A 21,796-nucleotide genomic window follows, 5' to 3' on the forward strand; every position below is an offset into this window, starting at 1 on the left:
CGGCCTGTCCGGGGATGGTCGGGGCAGAGGGATTCGAACCCCCGACCCTCTGCTCCCAAAGCAGATGCGCTACCAGGCTGCGCTATGCCCCGATTGAGCCATGACCCGATGGAGCCTGTCCGGGCTTCCGTTGCGCGCCAGCGCCGCGAAAGGGCGGGTATTGTCGGGAGCGCCCCGCACCGTGTCAACGCATGCGCACCGCGGCGCGGCCGGTCCGCGGCTGCCTGTATGCTCCGGGCGGCGCCGCGCAGGCACGGGCGGCGCCACCACTCGGACAATCGGGCCTCGCCCCGGGGAGCAGCATGCGCAGCGGAAATCCAGCCCTGAACGACAGGACCTTCCTCGACCTCGGCACCGGCGCGGTGGTCGGCAGCCGCGATGCGGCGATGACCCTGGAAGGCACCGTCAACAAGACGGGATTCCTGCTGGTGCTGACGCTTGCGGCGGCGATGTTCACCTGGGCGAAGGCCTTCGGCGGCGCCACGCCGTCGGAACTGGCCCCCTACATCTGGGGCGGTGCGCTGGGCGGCCTCGCGGTCGCGCTGGTGACGATCTTCCGGAAGGCATGGGCGCGTTACACGGCGCCGGCGTACGCGGTCCTCGAGGGGCTGTTCATCGGCGCGGTGTCCGCGTTCTTCGAGGCCCGCTATCCCGGCATCGTCCTGCAGGCCGTGGGCCTGACCTTCGGCACCATGGCCGCGCTCCTGGTCGCCTACCGCAGCGGCCTTGTGCGGGCCACCGAGAACTTCAAGCTGGGCGTGGTCGCCGCGACCGGCGGGATCTTCCTGCTGTACATGGTCAACCTGGGGATGCGGCTGTTGGGCTTCGACGGCATGGGCTTCATCCACGAGGGCGGCTGGCTCGGGATCGGCTTCTCGGCGGTCGTCGTCGTGGTCGCCGCCCTGAACCTGGTGCTGGACTTCGATTTCATCGAGCAGGGCGTCGCGCAGGGCGCGCCGAAGCACATGGAGTGGTTCGCCGCGTTCAGCCTGCTGGTGACGCTGGTCTGGCTGTACCTGGAGATCCTCAGGCTGCTGGCCAAGCTCCAGTCCCGGGACTGACGGGGGCGGGCGACCCGGCAACGTCGCTGGCGGCGGGCGCCGGAATCGGCGAAACTATCGCGTTCCGTCGTGCCGCGGGGCGGGCTTCGGCCCCAGCCGGGCGCGGGCGGACTTCACATCTTTCTTTCCGGTATTTCAGGCCGCGGCCGGCGCCGCGGCGGCAGGAGTGGGCAATGACGCAAGGCCAGGTCTCGGTCGAATCCCTCGGACAGCACGAACGCCGCGTGAGCCTCAGGCTCCCGGCCGACCAGGTGGACACCACCGTCGGCGGCCGCCTGCGCGAGATCGCGCGGACCGCGCGCATCAAGGGCTTCCGTCCCGGCAAGGTGCCCGCGAAGGTCATCGAGCAGCGGTACGGCCAGCAGGTGCGCGCCGAGGTGGTGGACGGCCTGCTGCGCGAGCGCCTCGACAGCGCGGTTCGCGACAACGACCTGCGCCTGGCCGGCAGCCCCCGCGTCGAGCCCGACCCCGCGGCCGGCGACGACGAACTCGCCTATGTCGCCACCTTCGAGGTGATGCCGGAGTTCGGCGAGATCGACGTCTCGAAGCTCGAGGTCGTCCGCCCGGTGGCCGAGGTCGGCGACGACGACATCGACCGCATGATCGAGAACCTGCGCCTGCAGCGCCGGACCTGGCAGCCGGTGGAACGCGGCGCGAAGGACGGCGACGCGGTCGAGATCGAGACCTGGAGCCAGGTCGGCGACACCCGCCTGCCCGAGGAGGGCATGGAGAAGGGCCGGAGCGTGGTGGGCAGCGGGCAGATGCTCGAAGCGATCGACGCCCAGATCAAGGGCATGAAGCCCGGCGAGGAGAAGGCCGCCGAGGTGGCCTTCCCCGCCGACTGGCGCGTCAAGCCGCTCGCCGGCCAGACCGCCCGGGTGCACCTGAAGGCGCTGAAGGTCAGCGAGCCGGTGATGCCGGAGGCGGACGGGGACTTCATCCGCAGCTTCGGCGTGAAGTCGGGCGACATGGCGGACTTCCGCGCCGAGATCCGCAGCAACCTGGAGCGCGAACTCAAGGGTGCGCTGATGGCGAAGCTGCGCCGCGAGGTGAGCGAGAAGCTCGCGGCCGCGCACGCCGGCGTGGACATGCCGCCCCGCCTGGTCGAGAACGAGGCCCGGGCGATGGCCCGCCAGGCGCACGAGCAGCAGGCGCGTCGCCTGGGCCGCGCGGTGGGCGAACTGCCCGCGAACGCCCACGAGGGGTTCATGGACGCCGCCCGCAAGCGGGCGCTGGTCGGCCTGCTGGTGACCGAGGTCGCGCGCCGCAACGACTTGAAGCTCGACCAGGCCCGCGTCGCGGAGACGCTGCGCCTGATCGCCTCCACCTACGAGGAGCCCGAGCAGGTGGTCGAGATGTACCGCAACGACCGCCAGCTGATGGCGGGCCTGCAGAACCGCGTGATGGAGGAGCAGGTCATCGACTGGATCGCCGAGCGCGCCTCGCACACCGACCAGGCGCTGAGCTTCCAGGACGCCATCCGCTGACCCGCCCCTTGCGTTCCGCCGCGCGCGGCCGCAAGTTGCAGGCAGCAGTGACCACCGCAGGATCCGAATGCAGATGGACAACCGAGAGAAGGCCCTGAACCTGGTCCCGATGGTGGTCGAACAGACCAGCCGGGGTGAGCGCGCGTACGACATCTACTCGCGCCTGCTCAAGGAGCGGGTGATCTTCCTGGTGGGCGGGGTGGACGACCACGTGGCCAACGTGATCGTCGCGCAGATGCTGTTCCTCGAGGCGGAGAACCCCGAGAAGGACATCAGCCTGTACATCAACTCGCCGGGCGGCATCGTCACCGCGGGCATGGCGATCTACGACACGATGCAGTACATCAAGCCGGACGTGAGCACGATCTGCGTCGGGCAGGCCGCGTCGATGGGCGCGCTGCTGCTGGCGGCGGGCGCGGCGGGCAAGCGCTACGCGCTGCCGAATTCGCGGGTGATGATCCACCAGCCGCTGGGCGGCTTCCAGGGGCAGGCGACGGACATCGACATCCACGCCCGAGAGATCCTGTCGCTGCGCCAGCGCCTCAACGAGATCCTGGCCAAGCACACCGGGCAGGCGCTGGAGACCATCGCGCGGGACACCGAGCGCGACAACTTCAAGTCCGCCGAGGCCGCGCGCGAGTACGGCCTGGTCGACCAGGTCCTCGAGCGTCGACCCGACGATTCGATCCAGCCCGCTTGACCGGGTTGGCCGGGATCGCGCAAGCGATTGATCTGAATAACGAAATCGCACCGCCTTGGGCCGGGTTCGCGGCCCCGGGCGCTGTGCTATTCTCGGGCCGGACCGGCCGGATGGCGGCCGCCTTCCGGGCGCAGGGCCCGCAGCCACACTGGGATTCCGTGGAATGAGCGACGACCGCCAGGGCCGTTCGGGCGAGAACAACAAGATCCTGTACTGCTCGTTCTGCGGCAAGAGCCAGCACGAAGTCCGCAAGCTGATCGCGGGCCCCAGCGTGTTCATCTGCGATGAATGCGTCGAGCTCTGCAACGACATCATCCGCGAGGAACTCGAGGAGAAGGCGCAGTCCGCGCGCAGCTCGCTGCCCAAGCCGCGCGAGATCCTCGACGTCCTGGACCAGTACGTCATCGGGCAGGCGCGCGCCAAGAAGACGCTCGCAGTCGCCGTCTACAACCATTACAAGCGCATCGAGAGCCGCCAGAAGAACGACGAGGTCGAGCTGGCCAAGTCGAACATCCTGCTGGTCGGCCCGACGGGCTCGGGCAAGACGCTGCTGGCCGAAACGCTGGCGCGCATGCTCAACGTGCCGTTCACCATGGCCGACGCCACGACGCTCACCGAGGCCGGCTATGTCGGCGAGGACGTCGAGAACATCATCCAGAAGCTGCTGCAGAAGTGCGACTACGACGTCGACAAGGCGCAGCAGGGCATCGTCTACATCGACGAGATCGACAAGATCTCGCGCAAGAGCGAGAACCCGTCCATCACCCGCGACGTGTCGGGCGAGGGCGTGCAGCAGGCGCTGCTGAAGCTGATCGAGGGCACGATCGCCTCGGTCCCGCCGCAGGGCGGCCGCAAGCACCCGCAGCAGGAGTTCCTGCAGGTGGACACGCGCAACATCCTGTTCATCGTGGGCGGCGCGTTCGCGGGGCTGGAGAAGATCATCCAGCAGCGCTCGACCGAGGCGGGCGGCATCGGCTTCGGCGCCAAGGTCAAGAGCGCCGAGCGCAAGGCCGAGGTCGGCAAGATCCTCGCCGACGTCGAGCCGGAGGACCTGATCAAGTTCGGCCTGATCCCCGAGTTCGTCGGCCGCCTGCCGGTCGTCGCCACCCTCGAGGAGCTGGACGAGGCCGCGCTGGTGAAGATCCTCACCGAACCGAAGAACGCGATCACCAAGCAGTTCCGCAAGCTGTTCGACATGGAGGGCGTGGAACTCGAGTTCCGCCCCGACGCGCTCACCGCGATCGCCCGCAAGGCGCTCAAGCGCAAGACGGGCGCGCGTGGCCTGCGCACCATCGTCGAGTCGGTGCTGCTGGACACCATGTACGACCTGCCGTCGCAGGAGAACGTGAGCAAGGTCGTGGTCGACGAGTCGGTCATCGAGCACAAGTCCGACCCGTACCTGATCTTCCAGACCCCGCCCCCGGCCGCCAAGGTCGCCTCGGCGGAGTAGGGTCGCGGCCGGCGTCCGCCGGCCCCCTTGGCGACACCCTGAACGGACGGCGCGATCGCGCCGCAACCTTTTGATTCCCCGAGGGAATCCGCCGCCCGCGCGCGCGCCCGTCACGCATTGCTTGCAACACCGGGCCCCGATCCCCATAACCTGTGCCTCGGCATCCATCCGGCGTCGCTGCCCGTACCGGGGACAGGCGGCCGGGTGGCCATCCCGCCGGGTGCCCGGGCGCGGCGCCCGGACGGACCGATCCGCCCAGCCAGAACCAGGGAGACCACCATGACCGACCACCTCCACACCGTGCACGACAGCCTCGACCTCCCGGTCCTGCCGTTGCGCGACGTGGTCGTGTTCCCGCACATGGTCATCCCGCTGTTCGTCGGCCGCGACAAGTCGATCCGCGCGCTGGACGTGGCGATGGAGGGCGACAAGCGCATCTGGCTGGTCGCCCAGAAGTCGGCCGAGACCGACGACCCGACGGCCGAGGACCTCTATGGCGTGGGCACCCTCGCCCAGGTGCTGCAACTGCTCAAGTTGCCGGACGGGACCATCAAGGTGCTGGTCGAGGGCGTGGCGCGCGGTCGCGTGGACCACGTGGCCGAGGTCGACGGGGCGCTCACCGGCACGGGCGTGGTCGTCGAATCGGGGGAGGGCCGCGAGGCCCGCGAGGTCGAAGCCATCGTCCGCTCCCTGATGGGCCTGTTCGAGCAGTACGTCAAGACCAACCGCAAGCTGCCGCCCGAACTGCTCCAGACCCTGTCCGGCATCGAGGAGCCGGGCCGACTCGCCGACACCATCGCCGCGCACCTGGGCGTGCGCCTGGCCGACAAGCAGCAACTGCTGGAGACCCTCGAGGTCGGCGACCGGCTCGAGCTGCTGGTCGGCTTCGTCGACGGCGAGATCGACGTGCAGCAGATGGAGAAGCGCATCCGCGGCCGCGTGAAGTCGCAGATGGAGAAGTCGCAGCGCGAGTACTACCTCAACGAGCAGATGAAGGCGATCCAGAAGGAACTGGGCGACCTGGACGATGCGCCGAACGACCTCGAGGAGCTCGCCCGCAAGATCGCCGCGGCCGGCATGCCGAAGGAGGTCGAGGCCAAGGCGAAGGGCGAGTTCAACAAGCTCAAGCAGATGTCCCCGATGTCCGCCGAGGCGGCGGTCGTGCGGAACTACCTGGACTGGCTGCTGGGCGTGCCCTGGAAGAAGCGCAGCAAGGTCCGCAAGGACCTGAAGGCCGCGCAGGACGTGCTCGACGCCGACCACTTCGGCCTCGAGAAGGTCAAGGAGCGGATCCTCGAGTACCTCGCGGTGCAGACGCGCGTGAAGCAGATGAAGGGGCCGATCCTGTGCCTGGTCGGCCCGCCCGGCGTGGGCAAGACCTCGCTCGGCCAGTCCATCGCCAAGGCGACCAACCGCAAGTTCGTGCGCATGTCGCTGGGCGGCGTGCGCGACGAGGCCGAGATCCGCGGCCACCGCCGGACCTATGTCGGCTCGATGCCCGGGCGGATCGTGCAGAACCTCAACAAGGCGGGGACGAAGAACCCGCTGTTCGTCCTCGACGAGATCGACAAGATGTCGATGGACTTCCGTGGCGATCCGTCCTCGGCGCTGCTCGAGGTCCTCGACCCCGAGCAGAACAACGCGTTCAACGACCACTACCTCGAGGTCGACCTGGACCTGTCGGAGGTGATGTTCGTCGCCACCTCGAACTCGCTCAACATCCCCGGCCCGCTGCTGGACCGCATGGAGGTCATCCGCATCCCGGGGTACACCGAGGACGAGAAGATCAACATCGCCATGCGCTACCTGGTGCCCAAGCAGCTCAAGGCCAACGGGCTGAAGGAAGGGGAGCTGCGCATCGCCGAGGGCGCGATCCGCGACATCGTGCGCTATTACACGCGCGAGTCCGGCGTGCGCAACCTCGAGCGCGAGATCGCCAAGATCAGCCGCAAGGTGGTCAAGGAGATCGCGCTGGCCGGCCCGAAGGCGAAGAAGGCGAAGGCCACCTCGGTGAGCTCGAAGAACGTCGAGAAGTACCTGGGCGTGCGCCGCTACGACTACGGCCGCGCCGAGGCCGACAACGAGATCGGTCTGGTCACGGGCTTGGCCTGGACGGAGGTCGGCGGCGACCTGCTGCAGATCGAGTCGACGCTCGTGCCGGGCAAGGGCCAGCTGATCCTCACCGGCCAGCTTGGCGACGTCATGAAGGAGTCGGCGAGCGCCGCCCTGAGCGTGGTGCGCGCCCGCACCGAGCGCCTCGGCATCGACCTGGACTTCCTGCAGAAGCTCGACGTCCACCTGCACGTGCCCGAGGGCGCGACGCCGAAGGACGGCCCGAGCGCGGGCATCGCGATGGCGACCGCGCTCGTGTCGGTGCTGACCAAGGTGCCGGTGCGCGCGGACGTGGCGATGACTGGCGAGATCACCCTGCGCGGCCGCGTGCTCCCGATCGGCGGCCTCAAGGAGAAGCTGCTGGCCGCGCTGCGCGGCGGCATCCGCACGGTGATCATCCCCGAGGAGAACCGGAAGGACCTGGCCGACATCCCGCGCAACGTCACGCAGGGTATGGAGATCGTGCCGGTGCGCTGGATCGATGAAGTGCTCGACCTGGCGCTGGAACGCCCGCTCGCGCCACCCGCGCCGGGCGGCGCGCCGGAACTGCCGGTCCGCGAGGGTGATCCGGCGGTGGCGCGCACCGACCTCAAGCACTGACCGCTCCGCGCGGGTTTCCACGTAACGCGCGCGACGCGCGATGCGGCTGGAACCCGCGCCGGTGCTTGCTTTCCGTGTTGCGCCTTCGGCGGGGCCGCTGGTATAACGAACCGGCCCGCGGCACCCGAGTGCGTGCACGCGGCCAGGTCGACCGGGGGGACGCGTGCATCATCGCGCATGCAGCGCGGCCGACTGGTCAAAACATCCAGCGACACGCATCCAGCGGACCGCGTCCGCTCAGGGAGTTTCCAGAATGAACAAAGGCGAATTCGTCGAGGCCGTGGCCGACGCCGCGGAACTGACCAAGGCCGACGCCGGCCGTGCGGTCGACGCGATGGTGGCGGTGATCACCAAGGCGCTGAAGAAGGGCGACAGCGTGACCCTGGTCGGCTTCGGGACCTTCGACGTGCGCAAGCGCGGCGCCCGCACCGGCCGCAACCCGCGGACCGGCGAGACGATCAAGATCAAGGCCTCGAAGAACCCGGCGTTCAAGGCCGGCAAGGCGCTGAAGGACGCGGTCAACTGAGCGCATCCGGCGCCATGCGCCAGGAGACGGAAAGCCCGGCCTTGTGCCGGGCTTTCCGCTTCCAGGGGCGCCGTCGCGCGCGGCGGCCGGCGCCGGTCATGGTGTCTCCGGCGCGGGTTATCCTTGCGCCGCCCGGCGGGTGCTTAGCTCAGCGGTAGAGCGTCTCCCTTACAAGGAGAGGGTCGGGGGTTCGATCCCCTCAGCACCCACCATCCGACAGCGATCCGGGCATTGCACGACCGCGAAACCGCCTGTATCATGCGCGGCTCGCAACCGACAGCGGAGTGGTAGTTCAGTCGGTTAGAATACCGGCCTGTCACGCCGGGGGTCGCGGGTTCGAGTCCCGTCCACTCCGCCATTTGCGAACCACCTTCGAGTGGTCAGGAAAAGACGCCGGCGACGGCGTCTTTTTTTGTGCCCGCGCGCCGTGCCCGCGTGGCGGCCGGGCACGGCCCCGCGCCCGCGATAGAATCCCCGGCCCACGCCCCGACGGAACGCACGATGCTGCAGAAACTGCGCGACAAGTCCTCCAGCTGGATCGCCAAGGTGATCCTGGTGCTGCTCGCGGTCCCGTTCGCCTTCTTCGGGATGGAGCAGTACATGACCCAGCGCGTGGACACCTGGGTGGCGAAGGTCGAGGCGCCGCCGTCGTGGTGGGCGGGCGCGCCGTCGTGGTGGCCGGCGTCGATGCTGTGGCGCGAGGAGGTCATCGACGTCGACGACTTCAACGAACGGCTGGCGCAGGCGCGCCAGCAGGCACAGGCGGCGCAGGGCGAGGGGTTCGACCCGACCGCGTTCGACACGCCGGAGAACCGTCGCCGCCTGCTCGACACGATGATCGAGGACCGCGTCCTGAAGCTGGCGTCGGACGTCGCCGGCGTCGCCGTGGGCGACAGGCTGGTGCGCGAGACGATCTCGGGGATCCCCGCCTTCCAGGTCGACGGCCGCTTCGACCCGGAACGCTACCGGCTGGCGCTCGCCGCGCAGGTGCCGCAGCGCTCGCCGCGCGAGTTCGAGCAGATGGTCCGCGACGGCCTGGCCCGGACGCTGGTGGCCAGCGACATCGCCGAGTCGGCCGTGGTCACCAATGGGCAGGTGGATCGCCTGCTCGCCCTGCTCGGGGAGCAGCGCGACGTCGCGTTCGCGACCGTGACCGCGCCGGAACTGGATGCCGCGCGGCAGCAGGTCGACGCCGCCCAGTTGCAGGCCTGGTACGACGCGAACCGGGGCGACTTCCTCGCGCCGGAAACCGTGGCGATCGAGTACCTGGTGCTCGACCCGGCCGCCATGGCCGCGATGCCCGCGCCCGATGAAGCGGCGCTGCGCGAGCGGTACGAGCAGGAACGCAGCCGGTTCGTCGATGCGGAGCAGCGCCTCGCACGCCACATCCTGGTCACTCCGGATGGCGACAACGAAGCGGCCGTCGAAGCCGCGCGCGCCGAGGCCGCGGCACTGGCGGAGCAGGCACGCGCCGAGGGCGCCGATTTCGCCGCGATCGCGGGCGAACACTCCGACGACACCGGCTCGCGGGCGAGCGGTGGCGAACTGGGGTGGGTCGAGCGCGGGACGATGGGCAGCGATGCCTTCGACGACGCCCTGTTCGCCCTGTCGCCCGGCGAGGTGAGCGCCCCGGTCAGGACCGACTTCGGCTGGCACGTGATCAGGCTCGAGCAGGTGCGTGGCGGCGACGGCGCGTCGTTCGAGGACGTGCGGGAGACCCTCGCGGCCGAGCAGGCCGAGGCGGACCGCGCCCGGGCCTTCAGCGAGATGGCCGGCAAGGTGGTCGACGAGGTCTACGCCAACCCGAACAGCCTCGCGCCGGCGGCGCGGGTGGCCGGGCAGACCGTGGCCAAGGCGGGCCCGTTCGCGCGGGGCGGGGGCGAGGGCATCGCCGCCCTGCCGGAAGTGCAGCGCGCCGCGTTCTCCGAAGCGCTCATCGAGGACGGGACCGTGAGCGACCCGATCGAGCTGCCCGACGGGCGACGGGTCCTCCTGCGCGTGGCCGCGCACACGCCGCAGCGCGAACGTCCGCTGGAGGACGTGCGCGCGGAGGTCGTCGCGGCGGTGCGCGCCGATCGCGCCGCGAAGGCCGCCCAGGCCCGGGCGGACGCGATCCTCGAGGCGGTGCGCGCCGGCGGTTCCTTGGCCGAAGCGGCGGGCGAGGGCATCGAGGTCGCCGAGGTCCCGGGCGTGCCGCGCGGCGCGCCGGTGCCCGATGCGGCGACGTCGGAAGCCATGTTCGCGCTCGCGCCGCCGGCCGCCGGCGAAGTCGCCGCCGGCAGCCTGGCGCGCGACGACGGCAGCGTGGTGGTGTTCGTCGTGCGCGGCGTGACCCCGGGCGACCCGGCGGCGGCCACCCCGGAACAGCGGGAAGGGCTGCGCGCGCAGCTCGCGGAGATCCACGGCATGGCGGACGCGCAGGCGTTCACCGACGCGCTTCGCAAGCGGATGTCGGTGTCGATCGCGGAGGAGCGGCTCTAGCCGCCCCGGAGGCCGCGCCCGTCGAGGTGACGGGCGCGACGACGGCTCAGTCGTCGGTGCCGATCCCGGTCATGCCGAGGATGTTGTAGCCCGCGTCGACGTACGTCACCTCGCCGGTGATGCCCGCGGCCAGGTCCGAGCAGAGGAACGCGGCGGCGTTGCCGACGTCCTCGATGGTCACCGTGCGCCGCAGCGGCGCGTTCTCCTCGACGTGCCCGAGGATCTTCCTGAAGCCAGCGATGCCGGCGGCCGCCAGCGTCTTGATCGGGCCGGCGGAGATCGCGTTCACGCGGATGCCTTCCGGCCCGAGGTTGTAGGCGAGGTAGCGCACCGTCGCCTCCAGGCTCGCCTTGGCCACGCCCATCACGTTGTAGCCGGCCAGCGCGCGCTCCGCGCCGAGGTAGGTCAACGTGAGGATGCTGCCGTGTCGGTCCTTCATGTGCGGGCGCGCGGCCTTCGCCATCGCCGCGAGCGAGTAGGCGGACACGTCGTGCGCGATCGCGAAGTTCTCGCGCGTCAGGCCGTCCAGGAACTGGCCGGCGATCGCCTCGCGCGGCGCATAGGCGATCGCGTGCACCAGGATGTCGAAGCCGTCGGGCCAGTGCCCGGCCAGGCCGTCGAAGCACGCGGCGACCTGCGCGTCGTCGGCCACGTCAAGCGGCAGCACGATGTCGCTGCCGTACTGCGCGGCGGCCTTCTCGACGCGCCCCTTGAGCTTCTCGTTCTGGTAGGTGAAGGCGAGCTGCGCGCCCTCGCGATGCATCGCCTCGGCGATGCCGCTGGCGATCGAGCGTTCGCTCGCGATGCCGGTGACGAGCGCGCGCTTGCCCTGCAGGAATCCCATGGTGCCTCCGTGTGCGTCTGCCGTTGCCTGGCCGCGTCGCCGCGGCCGTGGGGGGCGCCAAGTGTAGCGGCGCGGGCGGGCCGCGGCCCGCGGGTTCAGTGGCCCGCGGCGCCCGGGGCGTCGATCCGCAGCGTCATGCCCGGCTGCAGGATGGCGCGTTCGCCGATCGTGTTCAGTGCGCGCAACTGTTCGAGCGTGACGCCATGCGCCCGTGCGATCGTCCAGAGCGAATCGCCGCGGCGGACGACGTGCGTGCGCGCGGTGGCGTCGCCGGGCGATGTGGCGGCGTGCGTCGTTGCGGCGTCGTTCGCGACGGTCGCCGCCCCCGCGGTGGCGGCCGGATCCGCCAACGGCACCGTGTCCTGCGTCGCGGCCAGGACCGGGACGCCGGCGGGCACCAGCACGCGCAACGTCTCGCCGGCGCGACGTGGGACGTGCCGGCCGCGCCAGGCAGGGTTGAGCCGGCGCACGAGTGCCCCGTCCAGGCCGCGCTCGCGGGCCCATGCATCGAGGTCGCGGACGTCGCCTGGCAGCTCCGCCGCTTCCAGTCGCGGCACCGGCCGGTCCAGGGCCGCGCGCCACGCGGGATCCCGCGCGGCCTCCTGCAGCAGGCACGAGAGTGCGTGCATCTTGCGGGGGTAGGCGTAGGTGATCCCGGACAGGCCGGGCAGCTTCGCCGCCTCGGCCGTGGCGGCCGCCATCCCGCCCCGTCGCAGCGCGCCGAGGATCCGGTACTCGCCCGCGTTGTACGCCATCGACGCCAGCCGCCAGTCCCCGGCGAACATGCCGTGAAGGGTCCGCAGGTAGCGGACCGCCGCGCGGGTCGAGGCGACGGGCGACAGGCGGCCGTCGTAGCCCGCGCGGACCGGGATGCGGTGGTTGCGCGCGGTCAGCGCGATGAACTGCCACATGCCCGCCGGTCCGCCCCTGCTGCGCGCGCCCGGCGCGTAGCCGCTCTCGACGAACGGGATGAGCGCGTATTCGCTGGGCAGGTGCGCGTCGCCCAGCGCTTCGACGACGTAGCCGAACAGGGCCAGCTTGTCGTCGTCCTCGGCCAGCCTGCGCGGACTGGCCGCGAAGTGGCGGCGCCAGCGCGCGCTGGATTCGCCCGCGGAACAGTCATCGTCCGACAGGCCTGCCAGGAAGGCGTCCACGATCTGCGTGCCGCTGCGGACGTTCGCAGGCGGCGTGTCCACGAAGGTGACCGATTCCGTCGCCCCGGCGGTCCGATCGGCGTGCTCCGGCGCGGCGTCGCCGGCCGTGGCCACGGTGCCACCGACCGGCAGGTCTTCCGGCGAGGCCGGGGTCTCCGCGCCGGCGGGCGCAACAACCGCGAACAGGGCCGCCACGAGGGCCATGCGTCGCGCCGTCCGCGACCGGGCCACGCACTTCATGCGCGGAATCCGTCCTTCCACCGCCGGAGCTCGGCGAAGACCTCCACGCGGTCCACGGGCGCGCGGCCAAGGCGCGCGGCCACGGCCGAACGCACGGGTTCCGCGTCGCAGCGGAGGAACGGGTTGGCCTCGCGCTCGAGGGACAGGCGGCTCGGCAGGGTGGGGCGTCCGGACTGGCGCATGGCGCGAGCGTGCTCCGTATGGCGCCGCAGGGCGGCGTTGGCGGGATCGACCGTGCGCGCGAACGCGGCGTTGGCCAACGTGTATTCGTGGCCGCAGCAGACCTGGGGGTCGCCGGGCAGGGCGGCCAGGCGGTCCAGCGACGCCAGCATCTGCGGTGGCGTGCCCTCGAACCTCCGGCCGCAGCCGAGGCTGAAGAGGGTGTCGCCGCAAAACAAGAGGCCGTGGCCGTGGAATGCGATGTGGCTCACGGTATGGCCCGGGATCCCGAGCACGTCGAACCGGAAGCCGGCCACCGCCACGACGTCGCCGGCGCCGACGCGGGTGCAGTCCAGGCCGATCCGGTCGTCCGCCGGCGCGAAGACCGGCAGGGCGGGCCAGCGTTCACGCAAGGCCCAGATGCCCCCCGCGTGGTCGCCGTGGTGGTGGGTGAGGAGCACGGCCGCGGGCCGCGCGTGCGTGCCCACGGCGTCGAGGACCGGAGCGGCATCCCCGGGGTCCACGACGAGCATGCCGTGGCCACGCCCGTCGTCGAGCGTCCAGATGTAGTTGTCCTCGAAGGCCGGCAGCGGTGTCAGGCGCATGATCGGTCCGGTGGCGGCGGCGGGCGCGCTCCCGCAGAATCGCGACCATGCCGGGCCCCCTTTCCGATCGTCAACCCGGGCCACGGCCCGCATCCCCGGCCGGCTGGTTCGACGGACCCGCCGGACGCGCGATCCTCGAGAGCGAGTCGGCGGTGGTGTCCGAAGCCCTGCATGGCTGGCCGGGGCGGCCCTGGTTGTGGTGCGCACCCGCGGCGAGCCCCCGGCCCGAGGGCGTCGGCGCCGGACTGGCGCTGCTCGGGGACGGCAACGGCTGGGATGGCGCCCTCCGATGCGATTCGGCGCTGCCGCTGGCCGATGCGAGCATCGCCACGGTCGTGCTCCAGCACGTCGCCGACCTCGCCATCGACCCGCAGGCACTGCTGGCCGAGGCGGCGCGGGTGCTCGAACCGCGCGGAACGCTCTGGCTGCTGGGCCTGAACCCGCTGACGCCCTATCGACGGCACTGGTCGGGGACGGGCATCCGTTCGCGCGAGCCGATCGGTTGGCGGCGGCGCCTGCGCGCGGCCGGCTTGCACCCGGACACGGTCACCACCGGCTTGGGGCCGCGCTGGAAGATCGCCACTTCGCTCGACCGGCAGGAGGGCGCGGGGCTGCGCGCCGCCTACGTCGTCCGCGCGCGCAAGCGCGTGTCGTCGCCGGTCATGCCCGACCCGCTGCCGGCGCTGCGCTGGCAACCCGGACTGCCGGCTTGACCGGGCGGGCATACTTCCCGTGATGGGCGAGGACATGAAACGGGTCGAGATCCACACCGACGGTGCGTGCCTGGGCAATCCCGGGCCGGGGGGCTGGGCCGCGCTGCTGCGCTACGGCAGCCGCGAGCGCGAACTGTCCGGCGGCGAGGCGGCGACCACCAACAACCGGATGGAACTGATGGCGGCCATCGTCGCGCTGGAGACGCTCACCGAGCCGTGCCGCGTCGACCTGACCACCGATTCGCAGTACGTCCGCCAGGGCATCACCGAATGGCTGCCCGGGTGGGTACGGCGCCAGTGGAAGACCGCGGGCGGCGGCGCGGTGAAGAACCGCGACCTGTGGGAACGCCTGCAGGCCGCGTGCGCTCGCCACCGCATCGCCTGGCACTGGGTGAAGGGCCATTCCGGCGACCCGGACAACGAGCGCGTGGACCAGCTCGCGCGGGACGAGGCGGTCCGGCAGAAGGAGGCGCGCGCGGCATGAGGCAGGTCGTCCTGGACACGGAAACGACCGGCTTGTCGTGGGAGAAGGGCAATCGGGTCGTGGAGATCGGCTGCGTCGAACTGGTCGAGCGCAGGCCGACCGGCCGTACCTTCCAGCGCTATCTCAATCCCGACCGCGAGTTCGAGCCGGGCGCGCAGGAGGTGACCGGGCTGACCCTGGACTTCCTCGCCGACAAGCCACGGTTCGAAGAGGTCGTCGACGAGTTCCTCGCCTTCATCGAGGGCGCGGAACTGATCATCCACAACGCCGCGTTCGACGTCGGCTTCCTGGACTACGAACTCTCGCGGCTCGGCGCGGACCGCGGCCGCCTGGCGGACCGGTGCCGGATCGAGGACTCGCTGCTGCTCGCGCGCCAGCGGTTCCCCGGCCAGCGCAACTCCCTCGACGCCCTGTGCCGGCGGCTGGGCGTCGACAATTCCCATCGCCAGTTGCACGGCGCGTTGCTCGATGCGCAACTGCTCGCCGAGGCCTGGCTCGCGCTCACCTCGGGGCAATGCGAGATCGGCTTCGCGGCCGAGGCGGCGGGGACGACGCGCGCCGCCTCGGCGATCGTGCTGTCCGCCACGCCCATGGGGCCGCGCCCGCGCGTGGTGGTCCCGGCCGCGGAGCATGCCCGCCATCTCGAACGCCTGGACGCCATCGCGCGCGCTTCGCGCCTGGAGGTGCGGGCACTCTGGGGCGAGGCGCTCGAGGACGCGGACGCCGGGACGACCGCCGAGGCCTGACGCGGGCCCGGCGTGGGCGCTCAGTTGCGGCGGACGAGGACGACCGTGACGTTGTCCGAGCCGCCGCCGTCCAGCGCCGAGGCGACCAGCGTGTCCACGCATTCCTGCGCGCTGCAGTCGTCGTGTGCCAGCACCTGCGCGATCGCACCGTCCTCGACCTCCTCGGTGAGGCCGTCGCTGCACAGCAACAGCTGCATGCCCGGCCTGAGTTCGCCGGTCATGGTCTCGACGTTGAGGTTGGCCGGCTCCGTCACGCCGAGGGCCTGGGTCACCACGTTGCGATGCGGATGGCTGCGGGCCTGCTCATGCGTGATCGCGCCCTGGGCGATCAGCTCCTGCACGTAGCTGTGGTCCTGCGACAACTGCGCGAGCTGGCCGTCGCGCCACAGGTAGACACGGCTGTCGCCGACCCAGGCGACCTCGAACCGGTTGCCCGAAACGCGCGCGGCAACGACGGTCGTGCCCATCGGCAAGGCGTCGTTCCGCCCCCGCGACACGCGGATGATCTCCTCGTCGGCGATCCGGATGGCATCGGCCAGGGCCCTGCCGGCGCGCACCTCGCGCACGATCGTGTCGCGCGCCAGCGCGCTGGCGACCTCGCCGTACTCGTGGCCGCCCATGCCGTCGGCCACCAGCCACAGCCCGAGTTCGCTGTCGCCGTAATACGTGTCTTCGTTGAGTTCCCGGCACAGGCCGACGTGGGTCAGGTGTCCGAATTCGATCATGCGGCGATCATGCCCTGTTCGCGGTGGCGCGTCAGGCGCCGACGGCCCATGCAGGGAGAAACGTGAACGGGGTTCCGTTCAGGACGCCGCCGGGGCGGTCGGACCCGGGGGGGCGGGCCGCGGATGCGCGAAGGCCCCCGTTGCCGGGGGCCTTCGCATGTCTGGCGGAGAGGGGGGGATTCGAACCCCCGAGGCGCTATAAACGCCTGCCTGATTTCGAGTCAGGTACATTCAACCACTCTGCCACCTCTCCGGAAGGTGGCCGCACGGCGGCGGGGCCGCGCGGGGGCGCAAATGATACGGGCCGGGGCGGGGCGCCACAAGCCGCGCGGACCCCGTCGGCGGGCAGCGGTTAGACTCGCAGGCCCCCGACAGCCCGCCTGCCGCCATGTCCGAACTGCTGGTGCCCGTCTCCTACGGCGAACTGCTCGACAAGATCGCGATCCTGCAGATCAAGTCCGAGCGGATGACCGACCCCGGCAAGCTCGCCAACGTGCGCCGCGAGCTGTCCGCGCTCGAGACCACCTGGATGGCCCACCCGGCGGCGGGCCACGACATCTCTCGCCTCCGCAGCGAACTCAAGGCGGTCAACGAGCGCCTGTGGGAGATCGAGGACGACATCCGGGTGAAGGAGAAGGCGCAGGCCTTCGACGAGGGGTTCATCCGTCTCGCCCGCAGCGTCTATTTCGAGAACGACACCCGCGCGCGCATCAAGAAGGACATCAATCTCGCGCTCGGTTCGACCTACGTCGAGGAGAAGTCCTACCAGGACTACGGGACCGGCGAAGGACGCTGACCCGGCTCAGCCCGTGGCGACGCCGGTCGCCTGGTCGGCCGTGAACCGCTCGAAGGCCGCGATCGCATCGTCGACGGTCACCAGGTCCATCACGCCTTCGCGCTCGATCTTCGTGCCCCAGCGCAGGTCCGCCGCCGGGCGGCCGAGGTAACGCCGCGCCGCGTCGTCGTAACGGTCGACGCAATAGCGGCGGTCCGAATAGGGCCCGCTGCGGGCGGGGTTGCTGGCCGCATGCAGCCCGAGCACCCGCGTGCCCATGGCATTGGCGATGTGCATCGGGCCCGAGTCCGGCGAGACGACCAGGTCGGCGCGCTCGAGCAGGGCGGGCAACTGCTTGAGGGTGTCCCGGCCGACGAGATCGAGCGGCGTCGCGCGCATCGACGCGGTGATCGCATCCGCGGTCTTGCGCTCGAGCGCGCTGCGGCCGCCGCACAGCACGACGCGCCAGCCCCGCGACGCGGCGTGGTCGGCCAGCGCGGCATGCCGCTCCGGCCGCCAGTTCCGCAGCACGTGGCTCGAGCAGGGCGAGACCACCATCGTCGGGGTGCCATCGTCCGGCCACTGCGCCGCGGCCCAGGCCCGGTCGGCGTCGGGCACGGGCAGGTCCCAGCGCACCGTGTCCTGGCGCAGGCCGAGCGGTTCGCAGAAGCTGCCGATCGCGTCGAGCACGTGGATGCCCGGCCGGTCCGGGATGCGCTCGGCTACGAACAGCCCGTGCAGGTCGCGCGATCGCGACCGGTCGTAACCGATCCGTCGGCGCGCGGGCACGAAGGCCGAGAGCACGTTCGCCCGGAGCGCGACCTGCAGTTGCAGCAGCGCGTCGTGCCGGCCGGGCAGCTGGCGCCGGACCGCAGCCATGCCCCGGAGGCCGGACGACTTGTCGTACTCGACGAACCGGACGCCCGGCAGGCCGGCGAGCAGGCGGTGTTCGCCGCGCCCGATGATCCAGGTGACGTCGACCGACGGCCAGGCCGACCGGAGCGTATGCACCAGCGGCAGCACGTGCGTCACGTCGCCCAGCGCGGACAGGCGCAGCAGGCACACCGACCCGGGCGGCGAGGGAAGTGGCGGCATGGTGCTTGCTAGACTCGGCGGGATGGTCGCCTTCGACGCCGCCGAGAGCCTGACGCCCTTCCGCGACGGCCGCGGCTTCGGGGCGATCCTGCACGACGTCGCGCATATCGGGCAAGCACGTCCCGAATGGTTCTCGCCCGCGTGGTGGGGCGAGCGCGCGCGACCGGTCGACAGTGGCGGGCGCGGCGGCGCCTGGTTCGTGGATGCGCCGATGGGCGCGATGGTGCTGCGTCATTACCTGCGGGGCGGCTGGGCGGCCCATGTCAGTCGCGATGCGTACCTCTGGCGGGGCGTCGACCGCGTGCGGAGCGTGGCGGAGTTCCGCCTCGGGCGGGAGCTGCACGGCGACGGGCTGCCCGTCGCCCGTCCCGTCGCGGCCTGGTACCAGCGGCAGGGGGCGACCTATCGCGCGGCGATCCTGGTGGAGCGCATCGACGGCGTCCGTTCGCTGGCCGACCGTGTGGCGACGGCGGGGCGCGACGCGCCTTGGGAGGAAACCGGGCGCCTGGTGGCGCGTTTCCACCGCGCGGGCCTGGACCATGCGGACCTCAACGCGCACAACGTGCTGTTCGACCCTTCCGGCCGCGGGTGGCTCATCGACCTGGACCGCGGGCGGCGGCGGATCCCGGCCACGGGCTGGCGCGAGCGCAACCTGGCCCGGCTGCGCCGGTCGTTGCTGAAGCTCCGCGGACCGCGCGCCGCCGCCGACGTGCTGGCGGACTTCCGGCGCCTGCGGAACGCGTACGATGGCAACTGGGCGCGCGGATACTGAGGACGGTATGGGCTGGTCGCTGCGGTTGCACGGCGTGGGCAATGCCTCGGCGGTGGAACTCGGTTCGGCGATGGCGTCGATCGAACGCGATGGCGTGCCCTGGCTCACGGTCGACTGCGGCGCGGAAGGCCTGACCGCCTACCAGCGGCATCACGGCAGCGTGCCGCGCGTGCTGTTCATGACGCACGCGCACCTGGACCACATCGCGGGCTTCGAGCGCCTGTTCGTCTCGTCGTGGTTCGATCCGGAATGGCGCGGGCGCACCCGGCTGTTCGTGCCCGTGACCCTGCTGCCGCTGCTCCATGATCGCGTCGCCAGCTACCCCAACGCGCTCGCCGAGGGCGGCGTCAACTTCTGGGACGCCTTCCACGTGACTCCCGTGTCGGACCATTTCTGGCTCGACGGCCTTCGCCTGGAGGTGTTCCCGACGCGCCACCACTGGCCCGGCACCAGCTTCGGCCTGCGACTGCCCGGCAGCGTGGTGTGGACGGGCGACACGCGCCCGATCCCGGAGCAGCTCGCGCGCTTCGCCGACGACGGGGAACTCGTCGCGCACGATTGCGCGGTCGAAGGCAACCCCTCCCACTCGGGCATCGAGGACCTGGAGCGCGAATACCCCCGGGAGCTGCTCGAGCGCTGCCTGCTGTACCACTACGAGAGCGCCCGCGACGGCGACACGCTGGCCGCGCGCGGGTACCGCGTCGCCCGCCCGGGCGACGTCGTCGCGCTGCGCGAACCGCGCCCGGTGGTGCTGGAGACGGTATGAACGCGGTGCGCCACACGGGCGCGGCGCACGATGCCCGGCCACTCGACCTGCTGGGGCGCCCGCTGCGCGACCTGCGCCTGTCGGTCATCGAGGCCTGCAACTTCCGCTGCCCGTACTGCATGCCGGCCGACCGGATCCCGGACGACCACGGCATGGACGCCGCGTCTCGCCTGACGTTCGACGAGATCGAGGTGCTGGTGCGTGCGTTCGTCCGGCTGGGCGTGCGCAAGCTGCGCCTGACGGGTGGCGAGCCGCTCCTGCGCAAGGGGCTGCCGGACCTCGTCGCGCGGCTGGCCGCGATCGACGGGATTGAGGACCTGGCGCTGACCACCAACGGCGCCTTGCTCGCGCCGCTCGCCGCGCCGCTGAAGCAGGCGGGCCTGCGGCGGGTGACGGTGAGCCTGGATGCCCTGGAGCCTGGGCTGTTCCGCCGGCTCACCGGCGGTCGCGGCGACCTGCCCGCCGTGCTGGCGGGCATCGACGCCGCACAAGCCGCCGGCTTCGGCCGGGTGAAGCTCAACTGCGTCGTCCAGCGCGGGGTGAACGAGGACCAGGTGCTGCCGCTCGTCGCGTATGCACGTGAGCACGAGCTGTCGCCGCGCTTCATCGAGTACATGGACGTCGGGACCTGCAACGGCTGGCGGCGCGACGACGTCGTCACGTCCGACGAGCTGCACGCGCGGATCCATGCGCGCTGGCCCATGCGCCCGCTGGCGCCCGCGTACCGCGGCGAAGTGGCCGAGCGCCATGCGTTCGAGGACGGTGGCGGCGAGGTCGGTTTCGTCAGCTCGGTCAGCGCGCCGTTCTGCGGCGACTGCCATCGCGCGCGCGTGTCGGCCGACGGGCAGCTGTACACGTGCCTGTTCGCGGCGCGCGGCACGCCGTTGCGCGGCGTGCTGCAGGCGGGCGAGTCCGCGCTGGCGGCCCACGTGGCGGCGCGCTGGTCGCGCCGCGGCGATCGCTACAGCGAGCTGCGCGGGCAGCCGAAGGCGCCGCGCCGCCACGTCGAGATGTTCCTCGTCGGCGGGTGAGGCGGGTGCACGCCCCGCGCTACGATCACGCTCCCGGACACATGGACCTGGCATGGCAAGCGGACCCGAGACGCAGGGGCTGACGCACATCGATGCCGATGGCCGGCCGGCCATGGTGGACGTGTCCGGCAAGGCCGCGACCGCGCGCGAGGCGACGGCCGAATGCCGGGTCGGCTTCCCGGCCGGCGTCGCGCTGCAGTTGCGCGACGCGGGCCTTCGCAGCGCGAAGGGCGGCATCGTCGACACCGCGATCATCGCCGGCACCATGGCGGTCAAGCGCACGCACGAACTCATCCCGTTCTGCCACCCCCTGCCGATCGACGGCTGCAGCCTGACGATCGACTGGGCGGGCGACGAGGCGCTCCGGATCGAATGCCGCGTGCGCACCGTGCACCGCACGGGCGTCGAGATGGAGGCGTTGACCGGCGCGACCGTGGCGGCACTCACCGTCTACGACATGTGCAAGGCGCTGTCGCACGCGATCGAGATCGGTCCCGCACGGCTGGTGGCCAAGCGCGGCGGCAAGGCGGACGTGGGATGAGCGCCGCCGCGACGGTGACCGTGCTCTATTTCGCGAGCCTTCGCGATGCGGCGGGCATCGCGTCCGAACGGGTCGATGCCGATGGCCTGGACCTGCGCGCGCTGTACGACGCGCTGCGCCGGCGGCACGGGTTCGCGCTGCCGGAGGAACGCATGCGGGTGGCCGTCGACGGCGCGTTCGCGCGCTGGGAAGATCGTCCGGCGGACGGGGCGGAGGTCGCCTTCATCCCGCCGGTGTCCGGCGGCTGACCGGTCGCCGTCCGCGCGGCGGGTGCGACAATCCCCGCATGGACCGCTTCAGCCTTTCGCCCACGCCGTTCGACACCGCCAGCCTGCGCGCGGCGATGCTCGATGCACGCGTGGGTGCCTATGCGAGCTTCGAGGGCTGGGTGCGCGACCACAACGACGGCCGGCCCGTCTCCGGCCTGGCCTACGACGCGTACGGGGCGATGGCGCGCGCGGAAGGCGGGCGGATCATCGACGAGGCCATGGCGCGCTTCGAGGTGATCGACGTACGCTGCGTGCACCGGGTCGGCGAGCTCGGGATCGGCGGGCTGGCGGTCTGGGTCGGCGCGACCGCGGCACACCGCGACGCGGCCTTCGCCGCCTGCCGGTACGTGATCGACGAGGTGAAGTCGCGCGTGCCGATCTGGAAGCGGGAGCGCTACGCGGCGGGCGACGACCGCTGGCTGCACCCGGGCCCGGGCGGCTGAGGACGGGCTGTGCAGGG

The 21,796-nt window shown here is 71.6% G+C and carries 22 protein-coding genes and 4 tRNA genes; 19 read left to right on the forward strand and 7 right to left on the reverse strand.

From position 1 onward, the window contains the following. Positions 1 to 15 precede the first annotated feature (15 nt). Positions 16 to 92, reverse strand: a tRNA-Pro gene (locus tag ACYU7H_RS07040). Between the two features lie 210 nt (positions 93 to 302). On the opposite strand from ACYU7H_RS07040, the gene ACYU7H_RS07045 reads away from it, so the two are divergent. From ACYU7H_RS07045 to ACYU7H_RS07085, 9 genes are all read left to right on the forward strand, one after another. Then, entirely contained in the window at positions 303 to 1,061 is a 759-nt protein-coding gene (locus ACYU7H_RS07045; RefSeq protein ID WP_460813451.1) for a Bax inhibitor-1/YccA family protein, read from the forward strand. Positions 1,062 to 1,234: 173 nt separating this feature from the next. Further along, positions 1,235 to 2,548: a trigger factor gene (tig, locus tag ACYU7H_RS07050; RefSeq protein WP_460813453.1), complete on the forward strand. Its 1,314-nt coding sequence runs from the start codon at positions 1,235 to 1,237 to the stop codon at positions 2,546 to 2,548. A gap of 73 nt (positions 2,549 to 2,621) precedes the next feature. Beyond that, complete coding sequence (gene clpP, locus ACYU7H_RS07055) at positions 2,622 to 3,248, forward strand: ATP-dependent Clp endopeptidase proteolytic subunit ClpP (protein ID WP_460813455.1); 627 nt, start codon at positions 2,622 to 2,624, stop codon at positions 3,246 to 3,248. 163 nt (positions 3,249 to 3,411) lie between these two features. Then, positions 3,412 to 4,698, forward strand: a complete 1,287-nt coding sequence (gene clpX / locus ACYU7H_RS07060; protein ID WP_460813457.1) for an ATP-dependent Clp protease ATP-binding subunit ClpX — start codon at positions 3,412 to 3,414, stop codon at positions 4,696 to 4,698. Between the two features lie 279 nt (positions 4,699 to 4,977). Further along, positions 4,978 to 7,410, forward strand: a complete 2,433-nt coding sequence (gene lon / locus ACYU7H_RS07065; protein ID WP_460813458.1) for an endopeptidase La — start codon at positions 4,978 to 4,980, stop codon at positions 7,408 to 7,410. Positions 7,411 to 7,627: 217 nt separating this feature from the next. Then, positions 7,628 to 7,936 (forward strand): HU family DNA-binding protein, encoded by a 309-nt coding sequence (locus ACYU7H_RS07070; RefSeq protein ID WP_460813982.1) that lies wholly within the window; start codon positions 7,628 to 7,630, stop codon positions 7,934 to 7,936. 137 nt (positions 7,937 to 8,073) lie between these two features. Beyond that, positions 8,074 to 8,148: transfer RNA gene (locus ACYU7H_RS07075), tRNA-Val, on the forward strand. A gap of 69 nt (positions 8,149 to 8,217) precedes the next feature. After that, positions 8,218 to 8,294: transfer RNA gene (locus tag ACYU7H_RS07080), tRNA-Asp, on the forward strand. A gap of 143 nt (positions 8,295 to 8,437) precedes the next feature. Further along, positions 8,438 to 10,417, forward strand: a complete 1,980-nt coding sequence (locus ACYU7H_RS07085; protein WP_460813460.1) for a SurA N-terminal domain-containing protein — start codon at positions 8,438 to 8,440, stop codon at positions 10,415 to 10,417. Positions 10,418 to 10,463: 46 nt separating this feature from the next. Here ACYU7H_RS07085 and ACYU7H_RS07090 read toward each other — a convergent pair whose 3' ends face one another. The 3 genes from ACYU7H_RS07090 to gloB all read right to left on the reverse strand — a co-directional run bounded on the left by ACYU7H_RS07090 (position 10,464) and on the right by gloB (position 13,419). Continuing rightward, the gene (locus ACYU7H_RS07090; protein ID WP_460813461.1) at positions 10,464 to 11,261 is read right to left on the reverse strand and encodes an enoyl-ACP reductase FabI; all 798 of its coding nucleotides are present in this window, start codon (positions 11,259 to 11,261) and stop codon (positions 10,464 to 10,466) included. Positions 11,262 to 11,356: 95 nt separating this feature from the next. Next, a complete protein-coding gene (locus tag ACYU7H_RS07095; RefSeq protein ID WP_460813463.1) occupies positions 11,357 to 12,619 on the reverse strand; it encodes a lytic transglycosylase domain-containing protein in 1,263 nt (420 codons plus the stop codon). Between the two features lie 32 nt (positions 12,620 to 12,651). Beyond that, positions 12,652 to 13,419 carry a hydroxyacylglutathione hydrolase gene (gene gloB, locus ACYU7H_RS07100; protein ID WP_460813465.1) on the reverse strand — a complete coding sequence of 256 codons (768 nt, stop codon included), beginning with the start codon at positions 13,417 to 13,419 and terminating at the stop codon, positions 12,652 to 12,654. Between the two features lie 47 nt (positions 13,420 to 13,466). Between gloB and ACYU7H_RS07105 the strand changes: the two genes are divergently transcribed. From ACYU7H_RS07105 to dnaQ, 3 genes are read left to right on the forward strand one after another with little or no spacing between them, the layout of a single operon-like run. Then, complete coding sequence (locus ACYU7H_RS07105) at positions 13,467 to 14,132, forward strand: methyltransferase domain-containing protein (RefSeq protein ID WP_460813466.1); 666 nt, start codon at positions 13,467 to 13,469, stop codon at positions 14,130 to 14,132. Between the two features lie 34 nt (positions 14,133 to 14,166). Beyond that, positions 14,167 to 14,616 carry a ribonuclease HI gene (gene rnhA / locus ACYU7H_RS07110; protein ID WP_460813983.1) on the forward strand — a complete coding sequence of 150 codons (450 nt, stop codon included), beginning with the start codon at positions 14,167 to 14,169 and terminating at the stop codon, positions 14,614 to 14,616. Then, entirely contained in the window at positions 14,613 to 15,362 is a 750-nt protein-coding gene (dnaQ, locus tag ACYU7H_RS07115) for a DNA polymerase III subunit epsilon (RefSeq protein ID WP_460813467.1), read from the forward strand. The genes rnhA and dnaQ overlap by 4 nt, the downstream gene beginning before the upstream one ends. Positions 15,363 to 15,382: 20 nt before the next feature. Here dnaQ and ACYU7H_RS07120 read toward each other — a convergent pair whose 3' ends face one another. Beyond that, entirely contained in the window at positions 15,383 to 16,087 is a 705-nt protein-coding gene (locus ACYU7H_RS07120) for a PP2C family protein-serine/threonine phosphatase (protein ID WP_460813469.1), read from the reverse strand. Between the two features lie 162 nt (positions 16,088 to 16,249). Next, positions 16,250 to 16,340, reverse strand: a tRNA-Ser gene (locus ACYU7H_RS07125). A gap of 135 nt (positions 16,341 to 16,475) precedes the next feature. Here ACYU7H_RS07125 and ACYU7H_RS07130 point away from each other — a divergent pair. Continuing rightward, positions 16,476 to 16,883: a DUF6165 family protein gene (locus ACYU7H_RS07130; protein ID WP_460813471.1), complete on the forward strand. Its 408-nt coding sequence runs from the start codon at positions 16,476 to 16,478 to the stop codon at positions 16,881 to 16,883. 6 nt (positions 16,884 to 16,889) lie between these two features. Here the strand turns inward: ACYU7H_RS07130 and ACYU7H_RS07135 are convergent, their stop codons facing one another. After that, complete coding sequence (locus tag ACYU7H_RS07135) at positions 16,890 to 17,957, reverse strand: glycosyltransferase family 9 protein (RefSeq protein ID WP_460813472.1); 1,068 nt, start codon at positions 17,955 to 17,957, stop codon at positions 16,890 to 16,892. 22 nt (positions 17,958 to 17,979) lie between these two features. Here ACYU7H_RS07135 and ACYU7H_RS07140 point away from each other — a divergent pair, with 22 nt between their 5' ends. The 6 genes from ACYU7H_RS07140 to ACYU7H_RS07165 are packed head-to-tail and all read left to right on the forward strand — an operon-like array spanning position 17,980 to position 21,779. Further along, positions 17,980 to 18,729 (forward strand): 3-deoxy-D-manno-octulosonic acid kinase, encoded by a 750-nt coding sequence (locus ACYU7H_RS07140; RefSeq protein ID WP_460813474.1) that lies wholly within the window; start codon positions 17,980 to 17,982, stop codon positions 18,727 to 18,729. 7 nt (positions 18,730 to 18,736) lie between these two features. Then, complete coding sequence (locus ACYU7H_RS07145; RefSeq protein WP_460813475.1) at positions 18,737 to 19,495, forward strand: MBL fold metallo-hydrolase; 759 nt, start codon at positions 18,737 to 18,739, stop codon at positions 19,493 to 19,495. Continuing rightward, positions 19,492 to 20,526 (forward strand): GTP 3',8-cyclase MoaA, encoded by a 1,035-nt coding sequence (moaA, locus tag ACYU7H_RS07150; RefSeq protein WP_460813476.1) that lies wholly within the window; start codon positions 19,492 to 19,494, stop codon positions 20,524 to 20,526. The genes ACYU7H_RS07145 and moaA overlap by 4 nt, the downstream gene beginning before the upstream one ends. Before the next feature lie 52 nt (positions 20,527 to 20,578). Beyond that, complete coding sequence (gene moaC / locus ACYU7H_RS07155; RefSeq protein WP_460813478.1) at positions 20,579 to 21,067, forward strand: cyclic pyranopterin monophosphate synthase MoaC; 489 nt, start codon at positions 20,579 to 20,581, stop codon at positions 21,065 to 21,067. Then, complete coding sequence (locus ACYU7H_RS07160; protein WP_460813480.1) at positions 21,064 to 21,315, forward strand: MoaD/ThiS family protein; 252 nt, start codon at positions 21,064 to 21,066, stop codon at positions 21,313 to 21,315. Before moaC ends, ACYU7H_RS07160 begins: the two co-directional genes overlap by 4 nt. 38 nt (positions 21,316 to 21,353) lie before the next feature. Beyond that, complete coding sequence (locus tag ACYU7H_RS07165; RefSeq protein ID WP_460813482.1) at positions 21,354 to 21,779, forward strand: molybdenum cofactor biosynthesis protein MoaE; 426 nt, start codon at positions 21,354 to 21,356, stop codon at positions 21,777 to 21,779. Positions 21,780 to 21,796: the final 17 nt, after the last annotated feature.

This window comes from Luteimonas pelagia (genome assembly GCF_054776035.1).